The sequence below is a fragment of the Billgrantia ethanolica genome, assembly GCF_021404305.1.
GTDB lineage: Bacteria > Pseudomonadota > Gammaproteobacteria > Pseudomonadales > Halomonadaceae > Halomonas > Halomonas ethanolica.
In genome coordinates this window covers 1,144,460-1,163,406 of record NZ_JABFTX010000001.1, presented here as the reverse complement: position 1 = coordinate 1,163,406, position 18,947 = coordinate 1,144,460, and the positions used below count along the sequence as shown (strand labels likewise).

Genomic DNA, 18,947 nt, shown 5'->3' with positions numbered 1-18,947 from the left:
ATTAGAACGTAAGGCCGATATAAGCGGCCATCAGCGGCTCGCCGACCAACAGCGCGATCATGCCGGCGCTGGCCAGGTAGGGGCCGAAGGGCATCGGTGCGCCGCGCAGGCGGGGCAGAGCCAGCTGGAGCGCAATGCCCACGATGGCGCCCACACCGGCGGAAAGGATCAACACCATGGGCAGATACTGCCAGCCCAGCCAGGCGCCCAGAGCCGCCAGCAGCTTGAAGTCGCCGTAGCCCATGCCCTCCTTGCCCGTTACCAGCTTGAATAGCCAGTACACGCTCCACAGGGCAAGATAGCCCGCCATGGCGCCGATTACCGCGCTAGGCAGCATCAGCGGCTGAAACAGCAGCTGATAGAGCAGACCAGCCCACAGCAGCGGCAAGGTCATGGCATCGGGCAGCAGTTGGGTGCGCAGGTCGATCACGGCCAGCGCCAGTAGTGCCAGGCAGGCGCCGTACACGAACAGACCCTGCCAGCTGGCGCCGTACAGCGCCACCACCGCCAGCGCCAGGCCGGCGCCGGCCAGCTCCACCAGTGGGTACTGCGGGCTGATACGCGCCTCGCAGGCGGCACAGCGGCCGCGCCGCTTGATCCAGCCGAGCACCGGCAGGTTGTCGTGCCAAGCGATAGGTGTCTCGCACTGAGGGCAGATCGAGCGCGGCACCAGCAAATTGAAGCGGGGCGACTCCTCTTCGGGCAGCTCCAGCGCCTCACGAGCCTCGGCCCGCCAGCCCAGCATCAGCATCACCGGCAAGCGCACGATCACCACGTTGAGAAAGCTGCCCAGGCACAGGCCCAGAAGGGCTGCCAGCGGCAATAGAATGGTGGGGGAAACGTCAAGCAAGAAGGAGTCCTTGTCTCGTCAAGATTCGAGTGCTTGGATTGCCTGCCTCGCAAAGGCAATTAAGGGGAGGTAATGACCGGCTTCAATGACTTCGGCCACGATTCGGTCATCAACCTCCAAATAGTCATGCACCAAGGCATTGCGCAGACCAACCACTTTGCGCCACGGGACTTCATGGCTGATCAAGCCTTGCTCGATAAGCGCCTCGAAAGCGCCGAGAGCATTCTGGCTCACTGTGCCGGTCTCTCGCTTCGCCCAATGCTTGGCAACGCCAATGCAGCCTTCAATCAAAACCTGCAACGTACGCTCTGCGGCATGTCGTTCCAGACGCGACCAAGGGCGCTCCTTTACGATCCGTTCAAGTGTGGCGATATCTGTCTCGCATTCTGCGACATGCTGTCGAAGAGCGACCAAATAAGCGATGCCTGGGCTCGAATCAGCCATAGCGCCTCATACCAGAGTAGTCGTGTTCCCAGCGGGACATGATACGGGCTTCTTGGGTCATCCGCAGTTGGGGGTGCTGGTCAAGCAGGAGCCGGCCTTGTTCTAGGATGCTCCAGCCCAGTGGAATTGGACAAATAGCGATATCCACCACACTGAGTTTGTCTTCAGGTAGCGCAAGCTCGCGCTGCCAGTCGAGAGCAAGAAGCTCTGGCCTGAGTCTTCGCTCCAGCGGTGAGTTGAGCCAATCTGTAAAGGCGACGGCAAGGTCGTAGTCGCTGTCCTCTGCGTGGTCGCCACGAGCGCGGGAACCATATAGCCACAGGGCGGCTATGTCCTCTCGTGCCTTGGCCAGCGCGACCAAGCGCTCCATAAGATCAGGCATCATAGTTACAACACCGTCATAGTTACAACACCGTTCCCAACTCGAAAATCGGCAGATACATCGAGACTACCAGGCCGCCGACCAGAACACCGAGCACCACGATGATCAACGGTTCCAGCAGCGAGGTGAGGGCATCGACCTTGTTGTCGACCTCCTCCTCATAGTAGTCCGCCACCCGGTTGAGCATGGCGTCCAGCGCGCCGGACTCCTCACCGATGCCCACCATCTGCACCGCCAGCGCCGGGAAGCGTTCGGTCAGGCGCATGGCAAAGTGCAGCTGCTGGCCGGTGGAAACGTCCTCGCGGATCTGTCGCGTGGCACGCTCGTAAACCAGGTTGCCGGTGGCCCCGGCGGCGATGTCCAGCGCTTCCACCATCGGCACGCCGGCACCGTAGGTGGTGGCCAGCGTGCGCGAATAGCGCGCCACGGCGGACTTGTCGAAAATGTCGCCAAGCACCGGGATCTTGAGCAGAAAGGCATGCACGCGATAGGCAAACGAGGGCGAACGCTTGATGCCCTGGCGCAGCAGGTAAACGAAGGCGATCATCCCGCCCAGCCCCCACAGCCAATATTGCTGAGCGAACTCGGAGAGGGCGATGGTCATGCGGGTCATCGCCGGCAGCTCGGCGCCGAAACCGTGGAACAGGCTCTCGAACTGCGGCACCACCTTGATCAGCAGCAGCGCGGTCACGCCAATCCCCACCAGAATCACAGCGATGGGATACCACAGCGCCTTCTTCACCCGCCCCTTGAGCGACTCCACCTTCTCCTTGTAGGTGGCGATTCTATCGAGCATGCGGTCGAGCGAGCCGGAACTCTCACCGGCCTCCACCAGGTTGCAGAACAGGCTATCGAAGCACTCGGGATGGTTGCGCAGCGCCTGGGAAAAACTCGAGCCGGCCGCCACCTCGTTCATCATCTGCTGCACCACGGCGCTCATGGCCGGCTTGCGAATGCTCTCGGCCACCACCTGAAAGGCCTGCAGCACCGGCACGCCGGCGCGAATCATGGTGGCCATCTGACGGGCGAACAGCATCACGTCGCGAGGCTTGATAGTGCCCATGCCGCTGCCTAGCCCACCCTTGCGGCGCACCCGCTTGACGATGATGTTCTGGCTCGCCAGCTCGCGCTCCACCTCGAACTTCTCGGCGGCTACCACTTCGCCGCTCACCAGCCTGCCGCCGGGGCCCTTGCCCGTCCAGCGCCAGCGGTACAGTTTCAGCTTCCGCGGCGCTCTTGCCGTTCTGGTTGCCATAGGTTCCCTGCTGCGTTTTGGATAGTTCTATTATCTTCGGCGTGATAACGCTCCGCTTGAGCTTCATCAATTTACACTGCGAGATGAAGCAAAATTTTGTCAGTCTTTGGTAACTCGGTTGACCTCGGTGAGGCTGGTAATCCCCTGCATCACCTTCACCAGCCCGCTACGGCGTAGGTCCGGGTAGCCTTGTTGGCGTGCCAGCTGGTCGAAATCCATCGAGTTGCCGTTGCGCATGATCAACTGGCTCATCTCGTTGTCGACTGGCACCACCTCGTAGATACCCACACGCCCCTTGTAGCCATGGGTACAGTGCTTGCAGCCTACCGCCTCGTACACGGTGGCACTATCCAACTCTTGGGCAGTAAAGCCCTCGTGCAGCAACGCCTCGCGTGGTATTTCCGCCGGCTGCTTGCAGTGCTTGCACAGCCTGCGTGCCAGGCGCTGAGCGATGATCAGACTCACCGAGCTGGCGATGTTGAACGGCGGCACGCCCATGTTGGCCAGGCGGGTCAAGGTTTCCGCGGCCGAGTTGGTATGCACCGTGGAAAGCACCAGGTGGCCCGTCTGCGACGCCTTCACCGCAATCTCGGCGGTTTCCAGATCGCGGATCTCACCCACCATCACCACGTCCGGGTCCTGGCGCAGGAAGGCGCGCAGGGCGCTGGCGAAGTCCAGCCCGATCTTCGGCAGCACGTTGACCTGATTCACCCCCGGCACCTTGATCTCTACCGGATCCTCGGCGGTGCAGATATTGCGTTCCACCTCGTTCAGGATATTCAGCCCCGTATAGAGCGTTACCGTCTTGCCGCTGCCGGTAGGGCCGGTGACCAGAATCATGCCTTGGGGGTGGTCCAGCACGCCTTCGTAGAGCGCGCGCTGCTCCGGCGTGAAGCCCAGCGCATCGATGCCGATCTGAGCCGAAGTGGGGTCGAGAATACGCAGCACGATCTTCTCGCCGTACACCGTAGGCAGCGAGTTCACACGAAAATCGATCGAGCGGGTCTTGGAGACCTTGAGCTTGATGGCGCCATCCTGCGGCAAGCGGCGCTCGGAAATGTCCAGCCGTGCCATCACCTTCAAGCGCGCGGCAATGCGCGCACGCATGGCAAACGGCGGCCGCGCGGCCTCCATCAGCATGCCATCCACCCGCATGCGAACCCGGTAGCTGGTCTCGTAGGGCTCGAAGTGGATGTCCGATGCGTTGCGGCGAATGGCGTCGAGCAGAATCTTGTTGACGAACTTGACGATCGGCGCGTCGTCGGCGCCACTGGAAGCCGTATCGGTGGCGGCCTCTTCGCTGATATCCAGGCCATCTTCGAACTCCAGTTCGCTGACGGCATCGTCCACCCCATCGAGGGCATCCATCATGCTGCTGTCGTGTTGGGCCAGGTACGCCTCCAGCACCGGCATGAGCTGATCCACCGGGCATAGCACCGCCTCGATGCTCAGCCCGGTGGCGAACTGCAGCTCATCGAGTTTCGCCAGTGTAGAGGGGTAGGGCACCGCCACCGTCAACCGATGGCCGCGGCGGGTAAGCGGCACCACGCACAGCTTGCGCAGCAGCTTCTCGGGGTACTCGTTGGCGACGGGCAGGCTGGCCAGGCGCAGCGCATCCAGATCGATCACCGGCAGGCCGTACTCCCAGGCCGCACACAGCGTAGCCTCGCGGGCGGTGGCCAGGCTCGACTCGATCACATGCTGCAACAGGCTGATCTCCGCCTCGCGCGCCTCGTACTCCGCTCGCTCCGCCGCCGGACGGGAAAGCAACCCGTATTCCACCAGGCGCCGGGCGAAACCGCGCAACCCCTCGAGGTTGGCGTTGGGGGCAGCAGGCGCCGAGGTGTCGCTGGGCGCATGGCTGGCGTTGGGGGTGAATTGGGCGTTGTGGGTGGATCGATAGTCGTTCATGGCGCCTCAGGGGTTGGGCCCGCACGGGCGTGAGCATAACGTGCTACCGGCATTCTAGCCCTTCGGTATGCGACATCCCACCGCGATGACGTTTCTGGTACCAACTGGCATTAACGCTATCATCGATTATGATGAAAATATGGTAGTGCCTACGTAGGTAGCGCTTGTGGGCAAAGCATGTGTAAATTAATGTAGTGCAATGGGGCCAGCCCCCTGTGTTGAGCGGGCTCAAGCACTTGCAGCGCGAGGCCTGAGGCCCGAGAAAAGACGGAAAGGGGTGTGCAGGGAAGGGGCAAGAGCAAGGTGCGGATCCGTTCCGCGAGAGCAGGCGGCGTAACGCCGTAGGTGTAACCTCCCAAGCGGCAGGCAAGAGGGCCGTACGGGTACCAGAGAGCAGGGGACAACGGCGATGAGCATGAAAGAACTGATGCGACAGAGAGCAACGGCCAAGCGAGGCCAGAGCGGTTTCACCCTGATCGAACTGCTGATCGTGGTGGCCATCATCGGGATTCTGGCGGCGATAGCGATACCGCAGTATCAAGGATATGTGGATCGTTCGAACGCCAATGCGGCGTTCCAAGAGGCTTCAAGTTTCAGGACACCTGTTGAAGCAGCTCTTCTTGATGGTGAAAATCCTTCAGATACCGTGAACGTTCCTGATAGTGTCGAGATTACAGTAGATGCAAGTGGTGCGGGAAATATCGTCTCTACTAAAACTGGTGGGGCGGTAACGTTTAGCCGCACCGCTGAAGGGGTATGGTCATGCTCCAATGACTTCACAACAGATCTTCAGAACTGTGGAGACGGCGGTGGCGGTGGCGATCCCGAGCCACAATGATTTGTATGGATAAATATAAAGGCCAGCGTGAGCTGGCCTTTATTATTACGTGGCGTGCTTGGCCAGGCCAAAGTGTACAATCTCGTTGTTTTCAAACTCCAAGCCCATTCCTCACTAAGGCTGAAGGAAGCTCAGCGGTGTGAGCCCTGATGTAATGCTAAGTCTCCTGATACTCAAGCGTGACCTCGTCTTGCTCTTAATGTAAAATTGTGTATCTGAGTGGTTCCAGCTCGTCTGGAGGGCTAATGCCAGATACACGACATAAGCAGCAGGGCGCGGCGCTGGTGGTGGTGCTGTCCCTGCTGAGCATGGCGCTCATGCTGGGTATTTCCGCCATGGGTGGCAGCCTGGTGAACGAGAGGCTGGCCGGGAATTATCGTGCTTCAGTGATGGCGCAAAACGAAGCCGAGGCGGGGCTCTATGCCTTCAATGATGAGCTTCGCGCTGCCATCGAGGCGATCAATAACGCCGAAACGCCTATACCGCCTGTATTTGCCGGCCAGGGGAATGGCTTTGTTGGTGCGCTACGTAGTGCTGCTGCGAAAGCGCGGAGCGAACAATCGGCAGATGCCTTGCAGGGGGCGCTGACGGGCTCCTGGTCGCCGCAGGGCAATATCTCGGATAACGGACGCCACAGATGGCGGCTTGCTCCGGCCTTACCAGAAGACGATGCGCTGCTGGGTGGCCAAATCGGGGTGAGAATCGAGAGCGAAGGCTATTTTGGTGCCACTGGCGATGAAGCCGTGCGGACTGTCGTGGGGCTCGTCGCCTTGCCGGAGCTGCCGCCGCCGGGCTCGCGTGGTTTGTTGAGTTGCGATGGGGTGCAGGTCACCGGCAGCGGCATCATCGATAGCTACGACTCGCGTGAAGGGGCTTATGGTGGTAGCAACGCTCAGCGCAGCAACGTCGTGGTGGGTACCCAAACCGAAGGGGCGGAGATCAGAGTGACCGGCGCCTCGCCGATCTATGGCGACGTAGCAGCCAGCGGCAAGTTTTCTGCCACGGGCTCGGCTGCGGTGCATGGGAACATCAAGGCCAACGATACGGTGACGATTAGCGGTGGCGGTGCCAATGTCTACGGCGATGTGGTCGGGTTGGGCGATGTAGGCATCACGAGTAGTGGAAGAGTTCATGGCGACGTTCAGGCTGCCGGCACGCTTACTCTGGGAAACTGGAGTTCGTGGATTGGTGGCAATGTGCTGGCATCCGCCGTCAATTCCGTTCGCAACCCCGCCGACCAGGTCGATGGCGAGCTCAATGCCGACAGTGGCGGGCCGCAAGGACTCACACCGGTATTCTCCGTTCCCACGGCAGCCGATTGTGAGATCCCCGTGCAAACGGCCCGGTACTCCCAATACTTGGCTCAAGTCGGCACCTCTGCCGGTGCGCTGAACATGCAGGGCGGTTCACGTAACATCGTTCTGGATGCGACGGGCTTGCATGACCCTAACAATGCTGTGCCGAATATAGATACGCCCGTACAGTTCCAAGGCAAGTCCATCGTGCGTTTCGACTCCCTTCGGCTGGGCGGAAGCGTCAACTTCCGCATCGGTAGCGTTGGCAATCCCGTCGACATGGTCATGGTCGTGACTGGGGATATCGATATCGGGGGTGGTGGTACGTTTCGCATTGCAGAAGGAAGTAGCCTCACCATCGTCACGGCCGGTGAATTCCGTCTGGCCAGCGGCATCCAAGTTGGGGATGGCAAGCCCACCCGAGTTGCCAATGACGGCAGCGTTAGCCCCATACTTTCCGTCATCTCTGTTTTCGACGACGCATCGCACAACCGTGCCGGGGTATTCATCGGCGGGGCATCGAATTTTTACGGCCAGGTCATAGCACCTCATTCTCATGTGGATATCGGTGGCAGCGGCCAATTCTATGGTGAAGTCATGGGACGTACCGTCGAAGTCAGAGGGGCCGGCGGTTTTCACTACGATGAGGCGTTTGGGGATACCGAGGGCGGTATTGGTGGGGGTGGCGGTCTAGTGTTGCCTCGGCTACAGGGAATTTGGGTCGGCTAGCGCTTCGTGTTCCACACTCCCTGCGCGCTGCTGGCCGGTGCGGCCTTTGCACGCCAGAAAGGATCGAATCAACGCTCTACCCGGGCTGCGGGAAAAGCTAATAAAATAAATAGAGAGCGGCCCCGAGCAGCATAAAAGCAATCACTAGCAGAATCCAGGAGCTATATAGCCATACCAGCAGGTTCACCAGCTTGCGGGGCGGGGCGTTGGAGGCGATTTGCTCGAGTTCCTGCGCGTAGCGGCGCTTGATAAACCTGGTTTTGGAAAAAAGCAATAGCAATCCGTACTCAGACATTCTCCCCAGCGAAAACGGTAGCCCTTTTAGTCTCCGCCGCTCGCCACCGAACCGGCCGACACCAAAGTAGCGATCCGCTTCAACGATTTTGAACAAAGAAATGATCGCCGCTGGGATCAATAGCGCTACGCCGAGAAACAGGCAAAATGCACCCGAAAAAATAAGAATCGTTTCAAGGTGATGCATCATTCGTATCCGTCTCTGTAGCCGCCCAGCCGTATATGCGCGAATAGAGGCCTTCGCCAAATCGCTCGCCGAGTACACCACCGGTTTGTTCGCCAGCAACAGCTCCACCAGCGGCCCCTACAACTCCGCAAGCTACTCTACCATGCGGAGCTGCGGAGACGGCCAAGCAGATTCTCGACTCAGGCATAGTCATGGCGGCACCTGTTGCAGCTCCAGCAGCGCTTCCTGCAAGCCGGCCTCCCAATCCCCCATATTCCACAAACTGAGTGCGTCGACACTCCGTCTCGCGTCCGTCTCGGCAGGCCTGGTTGATTTTGGTTTGCGTAGCGGCGATATCCAGGCCGACTCCGACGGCAGCACCGAGGCTCATCAGTCTATCTACCACAGTGACTTTGGCTACGGTCTCGGAAATTGTTGGAATACCAAACGGGCCGCCGTTGCGGGCTGTGCGATATTCGTGCACCTGCTGACGGGCCTCGATTTGAATTTTTGCTTTCAGCTCGGAATACCGTGGCAGTCGGAGCGGCTGGTTGATCCAGTTATTCATGGCAAGGGAGAGGCGCTGGAACAACCGTGCGCGCTCAGCATGGAAGCGCTCACGTGTCATGGGATTGGTGGGGTCGAGCGTCTGACGATAAAGCTGCTCGATCCGCTGTAATGCGCTGGTCGTTTCTGTCACCACTCGGCTGCCTGCGGCGGAAAGCGCGCCGAGTACCGTCGAGCTTTCTGAGAGCATGCCGCTGGTGGAGTGCTCTCCGATGACCGCAATATCCTGTAGCGGGTGCCAGTAATCGACCATGAACTGGCGCTGCTCCGGCAACATAGGCTGAAGGGACGTGCTGATCTTGCTGGCTTCCTCCATCAGAAACTGCTCTTCAGCAGTACATAGTGTTTCTTGAGGATCGGCCAGTACCACCATTTCCCCCGGCAGAATGAAACTGCCCAAGTGAGGATTTAACCGTTCGAACATCGCATCGGTGGCAGCTGTCAGGCTGTAGGGGAATAGCTGACGCTTGATCGCTTCTCTACTGGCGGGCCGGCGCACGATATGAAAACCGGGCTCGATCACCGGCTGGAGCGGTACCGGGGGTTCGGGAATGTGCACTGGCTCCGGTGCTGCTTGCCAGCCCGAGGCGCTGCGGGCAGCAGGGTAGGCGGTGCGAAGACTGTTCCAGCGCCGATGACGCTCCCAAGCGTCGAGTTCTTCCTCGTTTCCCTCGTACATGATGACTTCCTTGTAGAATGAAGCATCTAAGAATATCGGTCTGCTCACATGGGCTCCAGTAGGCTGCTTGCGGATTCGGCCATGGCTTACAAAGTGTGTCGTCAATCTCTTACATCACAGGTTCCACACTCCCTGCGCATTCCTTGCCTAGGCTGAGGAAAACACAGCGGTAAGGAGCGGCTCATGCGTATTTCCCAACGAGTGGTACTCCACGGTGCGGCGGCACTGCTGCTGGCCGGTGCGACCTTTGCTCATGCCCAGCCTGCCGATAATCATGGTCAGGGCCAAGGCCAAGGCCAAGGCCAAGGCCAGGGCCAGCATCAAGGTCAAAGCCAGTATCAAGGTCAGGGGCAGCAGGGCCAGGGCCGGGGGCAGGCTCAGGAAGCGGCGCCGGGGCAGCAGGGGCGGGCTCAGGGGCAGGGTAGAGCTCAGCCCAGCGAGCGTGCTTCTCGAGGCGGTGAAGGATGGCAAAGCGAGGCTCGCACAGGGCGGGATGCCGGCTATGGCCCGCGTATCGACGAGCGTGAGATTCGCCGTCTGCTGCTCGAGCGGCGCGACTGGATCGAGATCGACCGCAGCCGTGAAAGCCTGCCGCCGGGTATTCGCATGAACCTGGAGCGAGGCAAGCCGCTGCCGCCAGGAATCGCCAAGCAGTTGGATGATCGAATCCTACGCGACCTGCCACGCTACGACGGCTACGAATGGCGCCGCGTCGGCCCCGACGTCATCCTGGTGGATGCCGCCAATGCCATCATCTACGAGATACTGCGCGATATCTTTTATTGAGCTTGTCGAGATCGCGCGTAGGGCTGAACGTTAGCTCGCTCGATCAGGCGGGTAGCGTTTCAATGCGGCTTCTAAGCGGGAAGCGAGAGGTTATCCGCTCGGAAATCCCCCAGCGCTGCCAAGCCATGCCAGTTGTTGATGCGGATCTGCCTGTGGTCGCAGTTCTCGATCAACCCCTTACGCTTGATCTTGTTCAGCGAGCGGCTTACGTGAACGCTGGAAAGACCCACCACATCCGAGATTTCCGACTGGGTGAGGGGAAAGAAATAACGCCCCTGGTAGGTCATGCCGGCCGCGTGGGAGCGGGCAAAGCACTCGCACAGCAAATTGGCAATACGCCCCTCGGCATTGCGTGCCGAGATGTTGACGATCCAGTTCATGGCCACGCTGTGGCTGATATGGCCCGAGGCCTTGAACAGGCGCAGGATGCGTGGCCGCTCGAATAGCCTCTCGGCGCTTTCCGAGTCGATGGTGGTAAAGCGCAGCGGCGTGATCGCCTTGATGGAATAGTCGAGCCGGTTGTACAGGCCTTGGCCGTTATCGCTGATATCGCCCGGCAGCAGCAGGGAAGTGATCGGCTCCCTGCCGTTGCGTAGCATCTTGTAACGACAGGCCCAGCCCTTCTCGATAAGATGCAGGCACTCCAGTACCTCACCTTCACGGGCCAGGTGGCAGCCTTTCTTCACTTCCTGGGCAGGGCCCGTGTAGCTATCGAAAATGCGCTTGTCCTCGTCACATAAATCCAAGCGTGTCTTGAGGTTATGGAACAAACACATGCCATCCTTAGTTTGCTTTGATGCGTGTTTCCTGTACCCAGTGTAGCAAACGGCCAAATGGTAACAAGCCGTTAAATTAGCTTTTGACGATGCTGTGGGTGCTCGGATAACGTCATACAAGCCAGTGGATTCTTCTCGTGTCGCACCGGTTTCGATTTTTCGAATTTCGTTTGGCACATCTATTTGACGTTACCGATGAAGTCGATAAAAATAAGCTTGAGTGTTGTCATTTTGGTCGGGTTGTTGTATTTATAAGCCGCATCCCGCAAAACTCCCAAATGAATTACAGGATTGCCAATGTCCCTTCTTAGCGAATTCATGCAGAAAGAGCAGCAGCTCAAGCAGCTTCAGGCTGAAATGGAGCGGCTGCAAAACGACGAGCGCCTGAAGGCCGAGCTCGAGTTCAAGGACAAGCTCGAAGCGCTGATGCGCGAGTTCAACAAGAGTTCCGCCGATGTCATCGGCCTGCTGGAGCCGCAGGGTGGCAAATCGGCGCCGGCCAAGTCGGCTGCAGCCAGTGCCGGCGGTCGTCGTAAGCGTAAGCTGAAAATCTACAAGAACCCCAATACGGGCGAAGTGGTAGAAACACGCGGCGGCAACCACAAGACGCTGAAAGCCTGGAAAGACGAGCACGGTTCCGACACCGTGGAAGGCTGGCTGGTTCGCGTCGAGTCTTGATTACGTGCGAAGCCGGGCCATTGGCCCGGCTTCGTTCGGTTTGCTGGTCCTTGTTCGAAAACCCGTTCTCGGCCAAAGCGCAAGGCTCAGCGGTTCTTTTTTACCGGTAGCCGCATCATGATCTCTTCCGGCGTCCACTCTACCTGCAGCGCCTCTCCCGTGGCGTGGTAGTGCTCTGCGGGTAATCCTTCGCAAATCAAGTACTGCACCACATCCGGTATCTCTTCCAGCGACTCTACCGTTACGCAGGCCTGCTGCTGAGAGGGCACCTTCAGCAGGCGGAACGAGGGTGGAATGGGAATGCCCTGCGCCTCGCTCTGGCTGACTACCGGCCCGACATCGATTCGGTCCGTTGCGCTGGGTAGCGGCGTGTTGTGCATCAAGGCGATGATACGGCCGCGCTTCAGGCGCTCGGATAAGCTTTCCGTACCCTTGGCGTGCTGCCGCCAAGCCTTGAGCATGCTCAAGGCGGGGTTGTGCGGCTGGCGATATAGTCGGGTCACCAGGGCATGGCGCATATCCGAATGACGTATTTCAAACGTCGGTGGTTTACGGTCTCCCTCGTTGCAATAAGGATTGTGGCGAAGTTTCAAACGTAACGCCTGACGGTATTGGCGCGGTGTCTGATTGTGGTATCGTTGGAAAGCGCGACTGAACGCGGAATGGTTCTGGTAGCCGCACTGGCTGGCAATGGTTCGTATAGAAAGTGGAGTCAAGGTCAGCAAGCGAGCTGCCTTGTCCAGGCGTAAACTGTCACGGTATGCACTTGGAGACAGACCGAAGCACTGCTTGAACCTGCGCCGCACCTGGGAGGTTGAGTAACCGAGTCGGCTGGCGAGGTCTTCTATTCCCTGCTGGCTATCCAGATGGTCTTGCAGCCAGATCTCCGCCCGCATCATCTCGTTAAACATAACTGTCCCTTGCTCGATTCAGCAGCAACGTCTCGTTTGCTGCGTCTGCCAAAACATTGGTGCCCTCACTGGCGCCTGGGCAGAGCCCGGCAGGCATAACGCCCGCTTTTTTTATGGCTTTTATGCATCTCTTTATGCGCTGGGGTGGCAGCCAAAGGCAAGTTTGGTTAACGAGTTTGACCGTTTGTGCATAATACGTACTGAGAATGATACGCAGCTCCTTTGCGTCCGGCCGTCTGTACTTTTAGCGTAGCGCAAGGTCGTTTCTTCGCTAGACAGGGGTTTGGCGGTATACTGGGGCTCTTCGATAGCAGGTGCCGCTGGGTAAGCCATCAGGTACTTGAGTAAAAACGGATAGACATGAGAAACCAAAAACCCAACCGTTCCATGGATGAGCGCGAGAAACTGCGCAAGTTTCGAGAGCTGGACGACGCCTTCGCCGAAGCGCTGCGTGAGCTGGAAAAGCCCAACCCGAAGCTCGATATCCCCACGGGGCCGCCGGTGCGTAGCCTGGCAGAGCTTGAAGCGGAAGAGCAGCAGCAGCGTCAGCAGGTCTTCGAGCAGCGGCTAAAGTCGCTGATGAACGAATACGCACAGCCCAGGGAGAGCGTGGCAGTCCTGCTGCGCACCTTGCAGACCCTTGGGCGCATTGCCTGAACTGCACTCCTCTATGACCTATTTCCTGGTGATGGGTAGCCTAGCGTTATCCGTCCTCTTCACGCTGGGGTGGGCGCTTTCCCGCCTGCTGCGCTGGGTGGCTTCCGGCTTCTCGTTCGGTGCCGGCAAGGGTGGTACCAAGGCCCGGCGCTCGCCAGGCCGCAGCGGCCGAGCCGCCGCGAAAACCGCTAAGCCCAAGCCGAAGAGCAAGGCCAGCGCGAAAGCCGGTGCCAAGGCCGGAGCCACCGCCAAGGCCAAGCCAGCCGGCGAGCCCTGGCGAATCACACGGTACCTGGCCGAAAGGCGCTCCAGCACCGCGCTGGCGCTGGTCGCAGCATTCACCTACCTCGTGGCACGCCTTGCCGAGCACGGCATGAGCTATCGCCCACCACACACCCTGCCCGGCGGGTTCGGCACCTTGCTGCTCGGTCTCGGCTGGCTCTCCGCCGGTTTGATACTTCTCGCGCTGCTGCACCGGTTGGCAGTGTGGCGCTGTCGTTGATCCAGCGTCGATGAGCCAATTCGGCAGAGAAAAGGCTGAGACGTTTCATCAAACAGTAGCAATTGAGCAAATGCTTGAGATGTCAAGGCTATTTACTCACACATGGTAGTAGAGCATCTGCCATGAGTGCCGTAGAATTCTGCTATTCCAATAACGATACCCGGCAGGGTAAGGCCGCACCGCACGCATCGCAGAGAAAGCAATGCGAGGCGCAGCCTGGTAAGTCGAGCACCTGGCTCGACGAGGGACCGTGAAAGCAACTGCCCAGGGCTAGCTGTGCCCTGAGGCTTTCTCGTTCGCGTTTATGCAACGCCCCGTCCCTGCACATGGTATCGCCAAGCATCAGGGCCAGGGAAATGCCCGGATCAATCCCTGGGCGGTAGCGTGCCTGAGCGGTGCCACTGAAGCTGGGTAGATCACAGTCTAGTCGCTACGCTCAAGCAACGTGTGGCCACCCTAGTGCTGTTAATTCTTATCTAATTATGCATAAGCACGCTGCATGAATATACTTCATCACGGTGGTGGCGCAGGTGTGACCGGCAGCTGCCACCGGCTGCAAGTTGCCGAGGGTCGCGCCCTGCTGGTGGATTGCGGCCTGTTCCAAGGCCAGGATGCCGAGCGCGTCGACAGCCTGGAGCAGCACACCGTGCGCTTCCCGGTGGAAGACGTGCTGGCGCTGGTGGTCACCCACGTGCATATCGACCACATCGGCCGGCTGCCGTACCTGCTGGCGGCGGGCTACAAGGGGCCGATTCTCTGCTCGGTGCCTTCGCAGCGGCTACTGCCGTTGGTCATAGAAGATGCGCTGCGGGTCGGCTTCACCCGTGACCGCGTCCTGATCGAACGCTTTCTGGCCGAAGTGGAAGGGCGCCTGGTAGCGCTGGAGTACCAGCAGTGGCACACCGTACTCGACGACCAACGCCACCGCATTCGCGTCAAGCTGCAGCGTGCCGGCCACATCCTCGGCTCCGCCTACGTGGAAGTGGATACGCTGGAGAAATCAAGCGGCCAGCACCAGGGAAAGGCCCAGCGTACCGTTTTCTCCGGTGATCTGGGCGCACCCTACGCACCGCTGCTGCCGGCGCCCAAGCCGCCGTACCGGGCCGACGTGCTGGTGCTGGAAGCCACCTACGGCGACCGCCTGCACGAAGACAGAGTGCACCGCCGCCAGCGGCTCGAGGCCGCCATCGACAGAGCGCTGGAAAACGGCGGCACCGTGGTGATACCCGCCTTCAGCGTAGGCCGCACCCAGGAGCTGCTCTACGAGCTGGAAGGGCTGATACACAACGCACGCAGCGAACGCTGGCGCGAGCTCGAAATCATCGTCGACTCTCCCCTGGCCGCGCGTTTCACTGAAGTTTACCGCGAGCTCAAGCCCTGGTGGGACGCCGAAGCCCACCGCCGCCTGCGCAGCGGCCGCCACCCGCTCAGCTTCGAGAACCTCTATACCGTAGACGACCACGCAGCCCACGAGCGCACCGTAGCCTACCTGGCAGAGAGCGGCAGGCCCGCGGTGGTGATCGCCGCCAGCGGCATGGTCAGCGGCGGCAGGGTGGTCAACTACCTCAAGCGCATGCTGCCCGACGAGCGCCACTGCGTGCTCTTCACCGGCTACCAGGCCCACGGCACCCCGGGGCGCGACATACAGCGCTACGGACCCAGCGGCGGCTGGGTGGAACTGGAAGGCCAGCGCATCGAGATACGCGCCCGTGTAGAAACCGTGAACGGCTACTCCGCCCACGCCGACCAACACGACCTGCTCAACTTCGTACGCCGCATGCGCCACCCGCCAAGGGAAGTGCGCCTGGTACACGGCGACGCCCACGCCCAGGCGGCGCTCAAGGCCAAGCTGCTGGAATGGGCCGAAGGGGCAGGGCATGAGATGAGAGTGACGCTGGGTGGCGACTATCTCGCCGAGAACATGAACACACAGGCTGGCGCCCAGGCCTTGGCATGACGATAACCATGCTGCAGCGTAAACCTGGCACGCCTAACATCAGTTCTACCTACTTGAACGTGCAGGACTTTAAGGAACGGCAATGAACGTTACCGTATTTGGAACCGGCTATGTAGGCCTGGTGACCGGCGCTTGCCTTGCCGATGTCGGCCACGACGTGATGTGCATGGACATCGATGCCGACAAGATAGCAGGGCTGGAACGCGGGGAGATCCCCATCTACGAGCCGGGGCTGGAAGCCATGGTGAAGCAGAACGTGGCCGCCGGCCGGCTGCATTTCACCACTGATGCGGCCAAGGCAGTAGGGTTCGGTAAACTTCAGTTCATTGCCGTTGGTACGCCGCCGGATGAAGATGGCAGCGCCGACCTGCAATACGTACTCGCCGTGGCCAAGACCATTGGCGAGCACATGAGCGACTACAAGGTGGTCATCAACAAATCCACCGTGCCGGTGGGTACGGCGGACAAGGTGCGTTCTGCGATCAATAGCGCCCTGGAAGCCCGTGGCCAGCAAACCGAGTTCGACGTTTGCTCCAACCCCGAGTTTCTGAAAGAAGGCGCCGCCATAGAAGATTTCTCCCATGGTGCGCGCATTGTAGTGGGTACCGGCTCGGAGCGGGTCAAGGCGCTGATGCGCGAATGCTACGCCCCCTACAACCGACTGCGCGACAAACTGATGTTCATGGACATTCGCGCCGCCGAGCTGACCAAATACGCCGCCAACGCCATGCTGGCGACAAAGATCAGCTTCATGAACGAAATAGCCAACTTGGCCGAGAGGCTGGGCGCCGACGTGGAACAGGTGCGTCACGGTATCGGCTCAGACCCGCGGATTGGCTACCACTTCATTTATCCCGGCTGCGGCTACGGCGGCTCCTGCTTCCCCAAGGACGTACAAGCCCTCGCTAGAACAGCCACACAGGTAGAATACCACCCCGAACTGCTCAACGCGGTAGAAGCGGTGAACCGGCGCCAGAAACAGACCCTGTTCAACAAGCTGATGCAGGCCTTCGATGGCGACCTGCAAGGGAAGACCATTGCCCTGTGGGGGCTGGCCTTCAAACCCGACACCGACGACATGCGCGACGCCCCCAGCCGTATGCTCATGGAAGCCCTGTGGGAAGCCGGTGCCAAAGTGCAGGCCTACGACCCGCAAGCCATGCGTGAGTGCCGGCGCATCTATGGCGACCGTGACGACCTGATACTGGTGGCCGACCGCATCCAGGCAGTGAAAGGCGCCGATGCCCTGGCCATCTGCACGGAGTGGAAAGACTTCCGCGCCGTGGATCTCGACTGGCTGAAACAGCAGCTGGCCACGCCTGTGGTAGTGGATGGGCGGAATCTCTTCGACCCCGCACGAGTAAAGCAAGCAGGTTTGCTTTACTTTGGAGTGGGGCGAGGGGACTCGCTGCAATGACCCTTTTCTTTCGTCTAGACCAAAACCGTACCACAACAATCCAATAGCCCAGAAGATAATAGATGCTGATTGAAGCTATAGCTACGCTGGGTGTGATTGGAATAGTTCTGGTATTGCTGGCCCTTACAAGAATCGCTGCCGATGTCATTCTCATGGCGTCGCTGGCGACTTTAATGGTTTCTGGCATCCTTACGCCAGGTGAAGCGCTAGCCGGGTTCGGTAACCCCGGGGTCATGACCATTGCGGTGTTGTATGTCGTCGCTGCCGGACTGAAGGAAACCGGTGCCATCCAATGGCTGGCCCATCGCTTGCTCGGTCAGCCACAGCGGCTGCGACAGGCTCAACTGCGCGTCTTGCTACCGGCATCGGGTTTGAGTGCCTTCATGAACAACACTACCGTGGTGGCCATGTTCATCCCCGCCATTCAGGAGTGGGCGGGGCGCCTCAAGCTGCCGCCTTCCAAGTTGCTGCTGCCGCTCAGCTATGCCGCCATCATCGGCGGCACTTGCACGTTGATCGGCACCAGCACCAACCTGGTCGTGGATGGCCTGCTGCAGAGCGAGAAAGGAATTGGGCTCGCCATGTTTTCGCTCGCCTGGGTCGGCGTCCCTGTCGTACTGATAGGCGGCACCTTTCTCTACCTTTTCGCCGACCGCCTGTTACCGAACCGGCAGGGTGTGCTGGAGCAACTGGAGCAGGCACGCGAATACTCAGTCGAGGTAGTGGTCAACGAGAAAGGCCCATTGGTGGGCAAGACCATCGCCGATGCCGGGCTGCGCCACCTCAGCTTTGGCTACCTGGCTGATATTGAACGGCACGGACGCCTACTCACCGCTGTGCCGCCAAGTACCGAGTTGCAGGCAGGCGACATTCTTATATTCATCGGTGCGCCAGAGTGTGCTCGTGAATTGCGCCGCATCCATGGGCTGAAACCGGCAAGCGGCGACGTTCACAAGCTGGACATTGCCCACCACCAGCGCTGCCTGGTGGAAGCCGTGATCGGGCCGGACTTCGGTGGACTCAATCAAACGGTACGTGAATCGCGCTTTCGCTCGCGCTACCAGGCCGTGATTCTGTCGATTTCCCGCTATGGTAGGCGGTTGCCGGGCAAGCTTGGCGATATTAGCTTGCAGGTTGGCGATACGCTGCTGATCGAAACCGCACAAGATTTTGTCGATCAGTATCGCTACCGCAAGGACTTCCTCCTCGTTAGTGCATTGAACGACTCCACCCCGCCCGATTTTCGCAGGGCTCCCGTGGCTATGGGAATTCTCGCAGCCATGGTGGCTGCAAGCGCCACGGGCCTGTTGAGCATTCTCGAGGCGGCACTGCTGGCCGGTGGTGCCATGCTGGTTACCCGCTGCGTGCCGGCGAGCAAAGCAAGACGCTACGTGGATCTCTCTGTGCTGGTGGTCATCGCTTCCTCCTTTGCACTGGGGGCTGCCATGACGAAGACAGGCGCCGCAGCGCAGGTCGCGCAGTGGCTGCTATTGATAGATGATCTAGCGCCCTGGGCCGCGCTGACGCTCGTTTACCTCATGACGGTGTTGTTCACCGAGCTGATCACCAACAATGCGGCGGCCGTACTGATGTTTCCCATCGCCGTGGCTGTTGCCGAGCAACTCGGTGTAAGTTTCATGCCCTTCATCATCGCCATCATGTTTGCTGCCTCGGCCAGCTTCATGACACCTCTGGGTTACCAGACCAACCTCATGGTCCTCGGCCCCGGTGGATATCGCTTTACCGATTATTTGCGGCTGGGTGCGCCGTTGAGCCTGATCGTAGGTATCACAGCAGTGACGCTGATACCACTGATCTGGTCTTTCTAGGCACGAGCCAGTAAGTCCGAAGGA

18 protein-coding genes are annotated in these 18,947 nt (G+C 59.8%); 9 read left to right on the top strand and 9 right to left on the bottom strand.

Features of this window, described 5'->3' with window-relative positions; translation table 11 throughout:
- Nucleotide 1: 1 nt before the first annotated feature.
- The 5 genes from HOP53_RS05285 to pilB all read right to left on the bottom strand — a co-directional run bounded on the left by HOP53_RS05285 (nucleotide 2) and on the right by pilB (nucleotide 4,842).
- Nucleotides 2-850, bottom strand: coding sequence for a prepilin peptidase (locus HOP53_RS05285; protein WP_234269038.1), 849 nt, complete (start codon nucleotides 848-850; stop codon nucleotides 2-4).
- Nucleotides 851-868: 18 nt separating this feature from the next.
- Nucleotides 869-1,294, bottom strand: a complete 426-nt coding sequence (gene hepT / locus HOP53_RS05280; RefSeq protein WP_234246702.1) for a type VII toxin-antitoxin system HepT family RNase toxin — start codon at nucleotides 1,292-1,294, stop codon at nucleotides 869-871.
- Entirely contained in the window at nucleotides 1,287-1,679 is a 393-nt protein-coding gene (gene mntA, locus HOP53_RS05275; protein WP_234269037.1) for a type VII toxin-antitoxin system MntA family adenylyltransferase antitoxin, read from the bottom strand. The genes hepT and mntA overlap by 8 nt, the downstream gene beginning before the upstream one ends.
- 19 nt (nucleotides 1,680-1,698) lie before the next feature.
- The gene (locus tag HOP53_RS05270) at nucleotides 1,699-2,931 is read right to left on the bottom strand and encodes a type II secretion system F family protein (RefSeq protein ID WP_234269036.1); all 1,233 of its coding nucleotides are present in this window, start codon (nucleotides 2,929-2,931) and stop codon (nucleotides 1,699-1,701) included.
- Nucleotides 2,932-3,030: 99 nt separating this feature from the next.
- Nucleotides 3,031-4,842: a type IV-A pilus assembly ATPase PilB gene (pilB, locus tag HOP53_RS05265; protein ID WP_234269035.1), complete on the bottom strand. Its 1,812-nt coding sequence runs from the start codon at nucleotides 4,840-4,842 to the stop codon at nucleotides 3,031-3,033.
- Between the two features lie 415 nt (nucleotides 4,843-5,257).
- Here pilB and HOP53_RS05260 point away from each other — a divergent pair, with 415 nt between their 5' ends.
- Both HOP53_RS05260 and HOP53_RS05255 read left to right on the top strand, forming a co-directional pair.
- Complete coding sequence (locus HOP53_RS05260) at nucleotides 5,258-5,680, top strand: pilin (protein WP_338073291.1); 423 nt, start codon at nucleotides 5,258-5,260, stop codon at nucleotides 5,678-5,680.
- A gap of 245 nt (nucleotides 5,681-5,925) precedes the next feature.
- Nucleotides 5,926-7,704 (top strand): DUF7305 domain-containing protein, encoded by a 1,779-nt coding sequence (locus HOP53_RS05255; RefSeq protein ID WP_234269034.1) that lies wholly within the window; start codon nucleotides 5,926-5,928, stop codon nucleotides 7,702-7,704.
- 97 nt (nucleotides 7,705-7,801) lie between these two features.
- On the opposite strand, the gene HOP53_RS05250 is transcribed toward HOP53_RS05255, so the two are convergent.
- Both HOP53_RS05250 and HOP53_RS05245 read right to left on the bottom strand, forming a co-directional pair.
- A complete protein-coding gene (locus tag HOP53_RS05250; protein ID WP_234269033.1) occupies nucleotides 7,802-8,185 on the bottom strand; it encodes a hypothetical protein in 384 nt (127 codons plus the stop codon).
- Nucleotides 8,172-9,458 carry a hypothetical protein gene (locus tag HOP53_RS05245; RefSeq protein WP_234269032.1) on the bottom strand — a complete coding sequence of 429 codons (1,287 nt, stop codon included), beginning with the start codon at nucleotides 9,456-9,458 and terminating at the stop codon, nucleotides 8,172-8,174. Before HOP53_RS05245 ends, HOP53_RS05250 begins: the two co-directional genes overlap by 14 nt.
- Before the next feature lie 135 nt (nucleotides 9,459-9,593).
- On the opposite strand from HOP53_RS05245, the gene HOP53_RS05240 reads away from it, so the two are divergent.
- Nucleotides 9,594-10,196, top strand: coding sequence for an anti-virulence regulator CigR family protein (locus HOP53_RS05240; RefSeq protein WP_234269031.1), 603 nt, complete (start codon nucleotides 9,594-9,596; stop codon nucleotides 10,194-10,196).
- A 71-nt stretch (nucleotides 10,197-10,267) separates the two neighbouring features.
- Here the strand turns inward: HOP53_RS05240 and HOP53_RS05235 are convergent, their stop codons facing one another.
- Nucleotides 10,268-10,972, bottom strand: a complete 705-nt coding sequence (locus HOP53_RS05235; protein ID WP_234269030.1) for a Crp/Fnr family transcriptional regulator — start codon at nucleotides 10,970-10,972, stop codon at nucleotides 10,268-10,270.
- A 297-nt stretch (nucleotides 10,973-11,269) separates the two neighbouring features.
- Here HOP53_RS05235 and HOP53_RS05230 point away from each other — a divergent pair, with 297 nt between their 5' ends.
- A complete protein-coding gene (locus tag HOP53_RS05230) occupies nucleotides 11,270-11,650 on the top strand; it encodes a histone-like nucleoid-structuring protein, MvaT/MvaU family (protein ID WP_234269029.1) in 381 nt (126 codons plus the stop codon).
- Nucleotides 11,651-11,736: 86 nt separating this feature from the next.
- Here the strand turns inward: HOP53_RS05230 and HOP53_RS05225 are convergent, their stop codons facing one another.
- A complete protein-coding gene (locus tag HOP53_RS05225) occupies nucleotides 11,737-12,561 on the bottom strand; it encodes a helix-turn-helix domain-containing protein (RefSeq protein ID WP_234269028.1) in 825 nt (274 codons plus the stop codon).
- Between the two features lie 360 nt (nucleotides 12,562-12,921).
- On the opposite strand from HOP53_RS05225, the gene HOP53_RS05220 reads away from it, so the two are divergent.
- The 5 genes from HOP53_RS05220 (at nucleotide 12,922) to HOP53_RS05200 (ending at nucleotide 18,923) form a co-directional block, all read left to right on the top strand.
- Nucleotides 12,922-13,218, top strand: coding sequence for a hypothetical protein (locus tag HOP53_RS05220; protein WP_234269027.1), 297 nt, complete (start codon nucleotides 12,922-12,924; stop codon nucleotides 13,216-13,218).
- Nucleotides 13,219-13,231: 13 nt separating this feature from the next.
- On the top strand, nucleotides 13,232-13,720 hold the full coding sequence (locus HOP53_RS05215; RefSeq protein WP_234269026.1) for a hypothetical protein: 489 nt from the start codon (nucleotides 13,232-13,234) through the stop codon (nucleotides 13,718-13,720).
- Nucleotides 13,721-14,219: 499 nt separating this feature from the next.
- A complete protein-coding gene (locus HOP53_RS05210) occupies nucleotides 14,220-15,677 on the top strand; it encodes an MBL fold metallo-hydrolase RNA specificity domain-containing protein (protein WP_234269025.1) in 1,458 nt (485 codons plus the stop codon).
- 82 nt (nucleotides 15,678-15,759) lie between these two features.
- A complete protein-coding gene (locus HOP53_RS05205; RefSeq protein WP_234269024.1) occupies nucleotides 15,760-17,094 on the top strand; it encodes a UDP-glucose dehydrogenase family protein in 1,335 nt (444 codons plus the stop codon).
- Nucleotides 17,095-17,156: 62 nt separating this feature from the next.
- A complete protein-coding gene (locus HOP53_RS05200) occupies nucleotides 17,157-18,923 on the top strand; it encodes an SLC13 family permease (RefSeq protein ID WP_234269023.1) in 1,767 nt (588 codons plus the stop codon).
- Nucleotides 18,924-18,947: the final 24 nt, after the last annotated feature.

Coding starts and splice junctions, on each gene's coding strand:
- hepT (WP_234246702.1), bottom strand. CDS start 1,294: ATGGCTGATTCGAGCCCAGGCATCGCTTATTTGGTCGCTCTTCGACAG.
- mntA (WP_234269037.1), bottom strand. CDS start 1,679: ATGATGCCTGATCTTATGGAGCGCTTGGTCGCGCTGGCCAAGGCACGA.
- HOP53_RS05270 (WP_234269036.1), bottom strand. CDS start 2,931: ATGGCAACCAGAACGGCAAGAGCGCCGCGGAAGCTGAAACTGTACCGC.
- pilB (WP_234269035.1), bottom strand. CDS start 4,842: ATGAACGACTATCGATCCACCCACAACGCCCAATTCACCCCCAACGCC.
- HOP53_RS05260 (WP_338073291.1), top strand. CDS start 5,258: ATGAAAGAACTGATGCGACAGAGAGCAACGGCCAAGCGAGGCCAGAGC.
- HOP53_RS05255 (WP_234269034.1), top strand. CDS start 5,926: ATGCCAGATACACGACATAAGCAGCAGGGCGCGGCGCTGGTGGTGGTG.
- HOP53_RS05250 (WP_234269033.1), bottom strand. CDS start 8,185: ATGCATCACCTTGAAACGATTCTTATTTTTTCGGGTGCATTTTGCCTG.
- HOP53_RS05240 (WP_234269031.1), top strand. CDS start 9,594: ATGCGTATTTCCCAACGAGTGGTACTCCACGGTGCGGCGGCACTGCTG.
- HOP53_RS05235 (WP_234269030.1), bottom strand. CDS start 10,972: ATGTGTTTGTTCCATAACCTCAAGACACGCTTGGATTTATGTGACGAG.
- HOP53_RS05230 (WP_234269029.1), top strand. CDS start 11,270: ATGTCCCTTCTTAGCGAATTCATGCAGAAAGAGCAGCAGCTCAAGCAG.
- HOP53_RS05225 (WP_234269028.1), bottom strand. CDS start 12,561: ATGTTTAACGAGATGATGCGGGCGGAGATCTGGCTGCAAGACCATCTG.
- HOP53_RS05220 (WP_234269027.1), top strand. CDS start 12,922: ATGAGAAACCAAAAACCCAACCGTTCCATGGATGAGCGCGAGAAACTG.
- HOP53_RS05215 (WP_234269026.1), top strand. CDS start 13,232: ATGACCTATTTCCTGGTGATGGGTAGCCTAGCGTTATCCGTCCTCTTC.
- HOP53_RS05210 (WP_234269025.1), top strand. CDS start 14,220: ATGAATATACTTCATCACGGTGGTGGCGCAGGTGTGACCGGCAGCTGC.
- HOP53_RS05205 (WP_234269024.1), top strand. CDS start 15,760: ATGAACGTTACCGTATTTGGAACCGGCTATGTAGGCCTGGTGACCGGC.
- HOP53_RS05200 (WP_234269023.1), top strand. CDS start 17,157: ATGCTGATTGAAGCTATAGCTACGCTGGGTGTGATTGGAATAGTTCTG.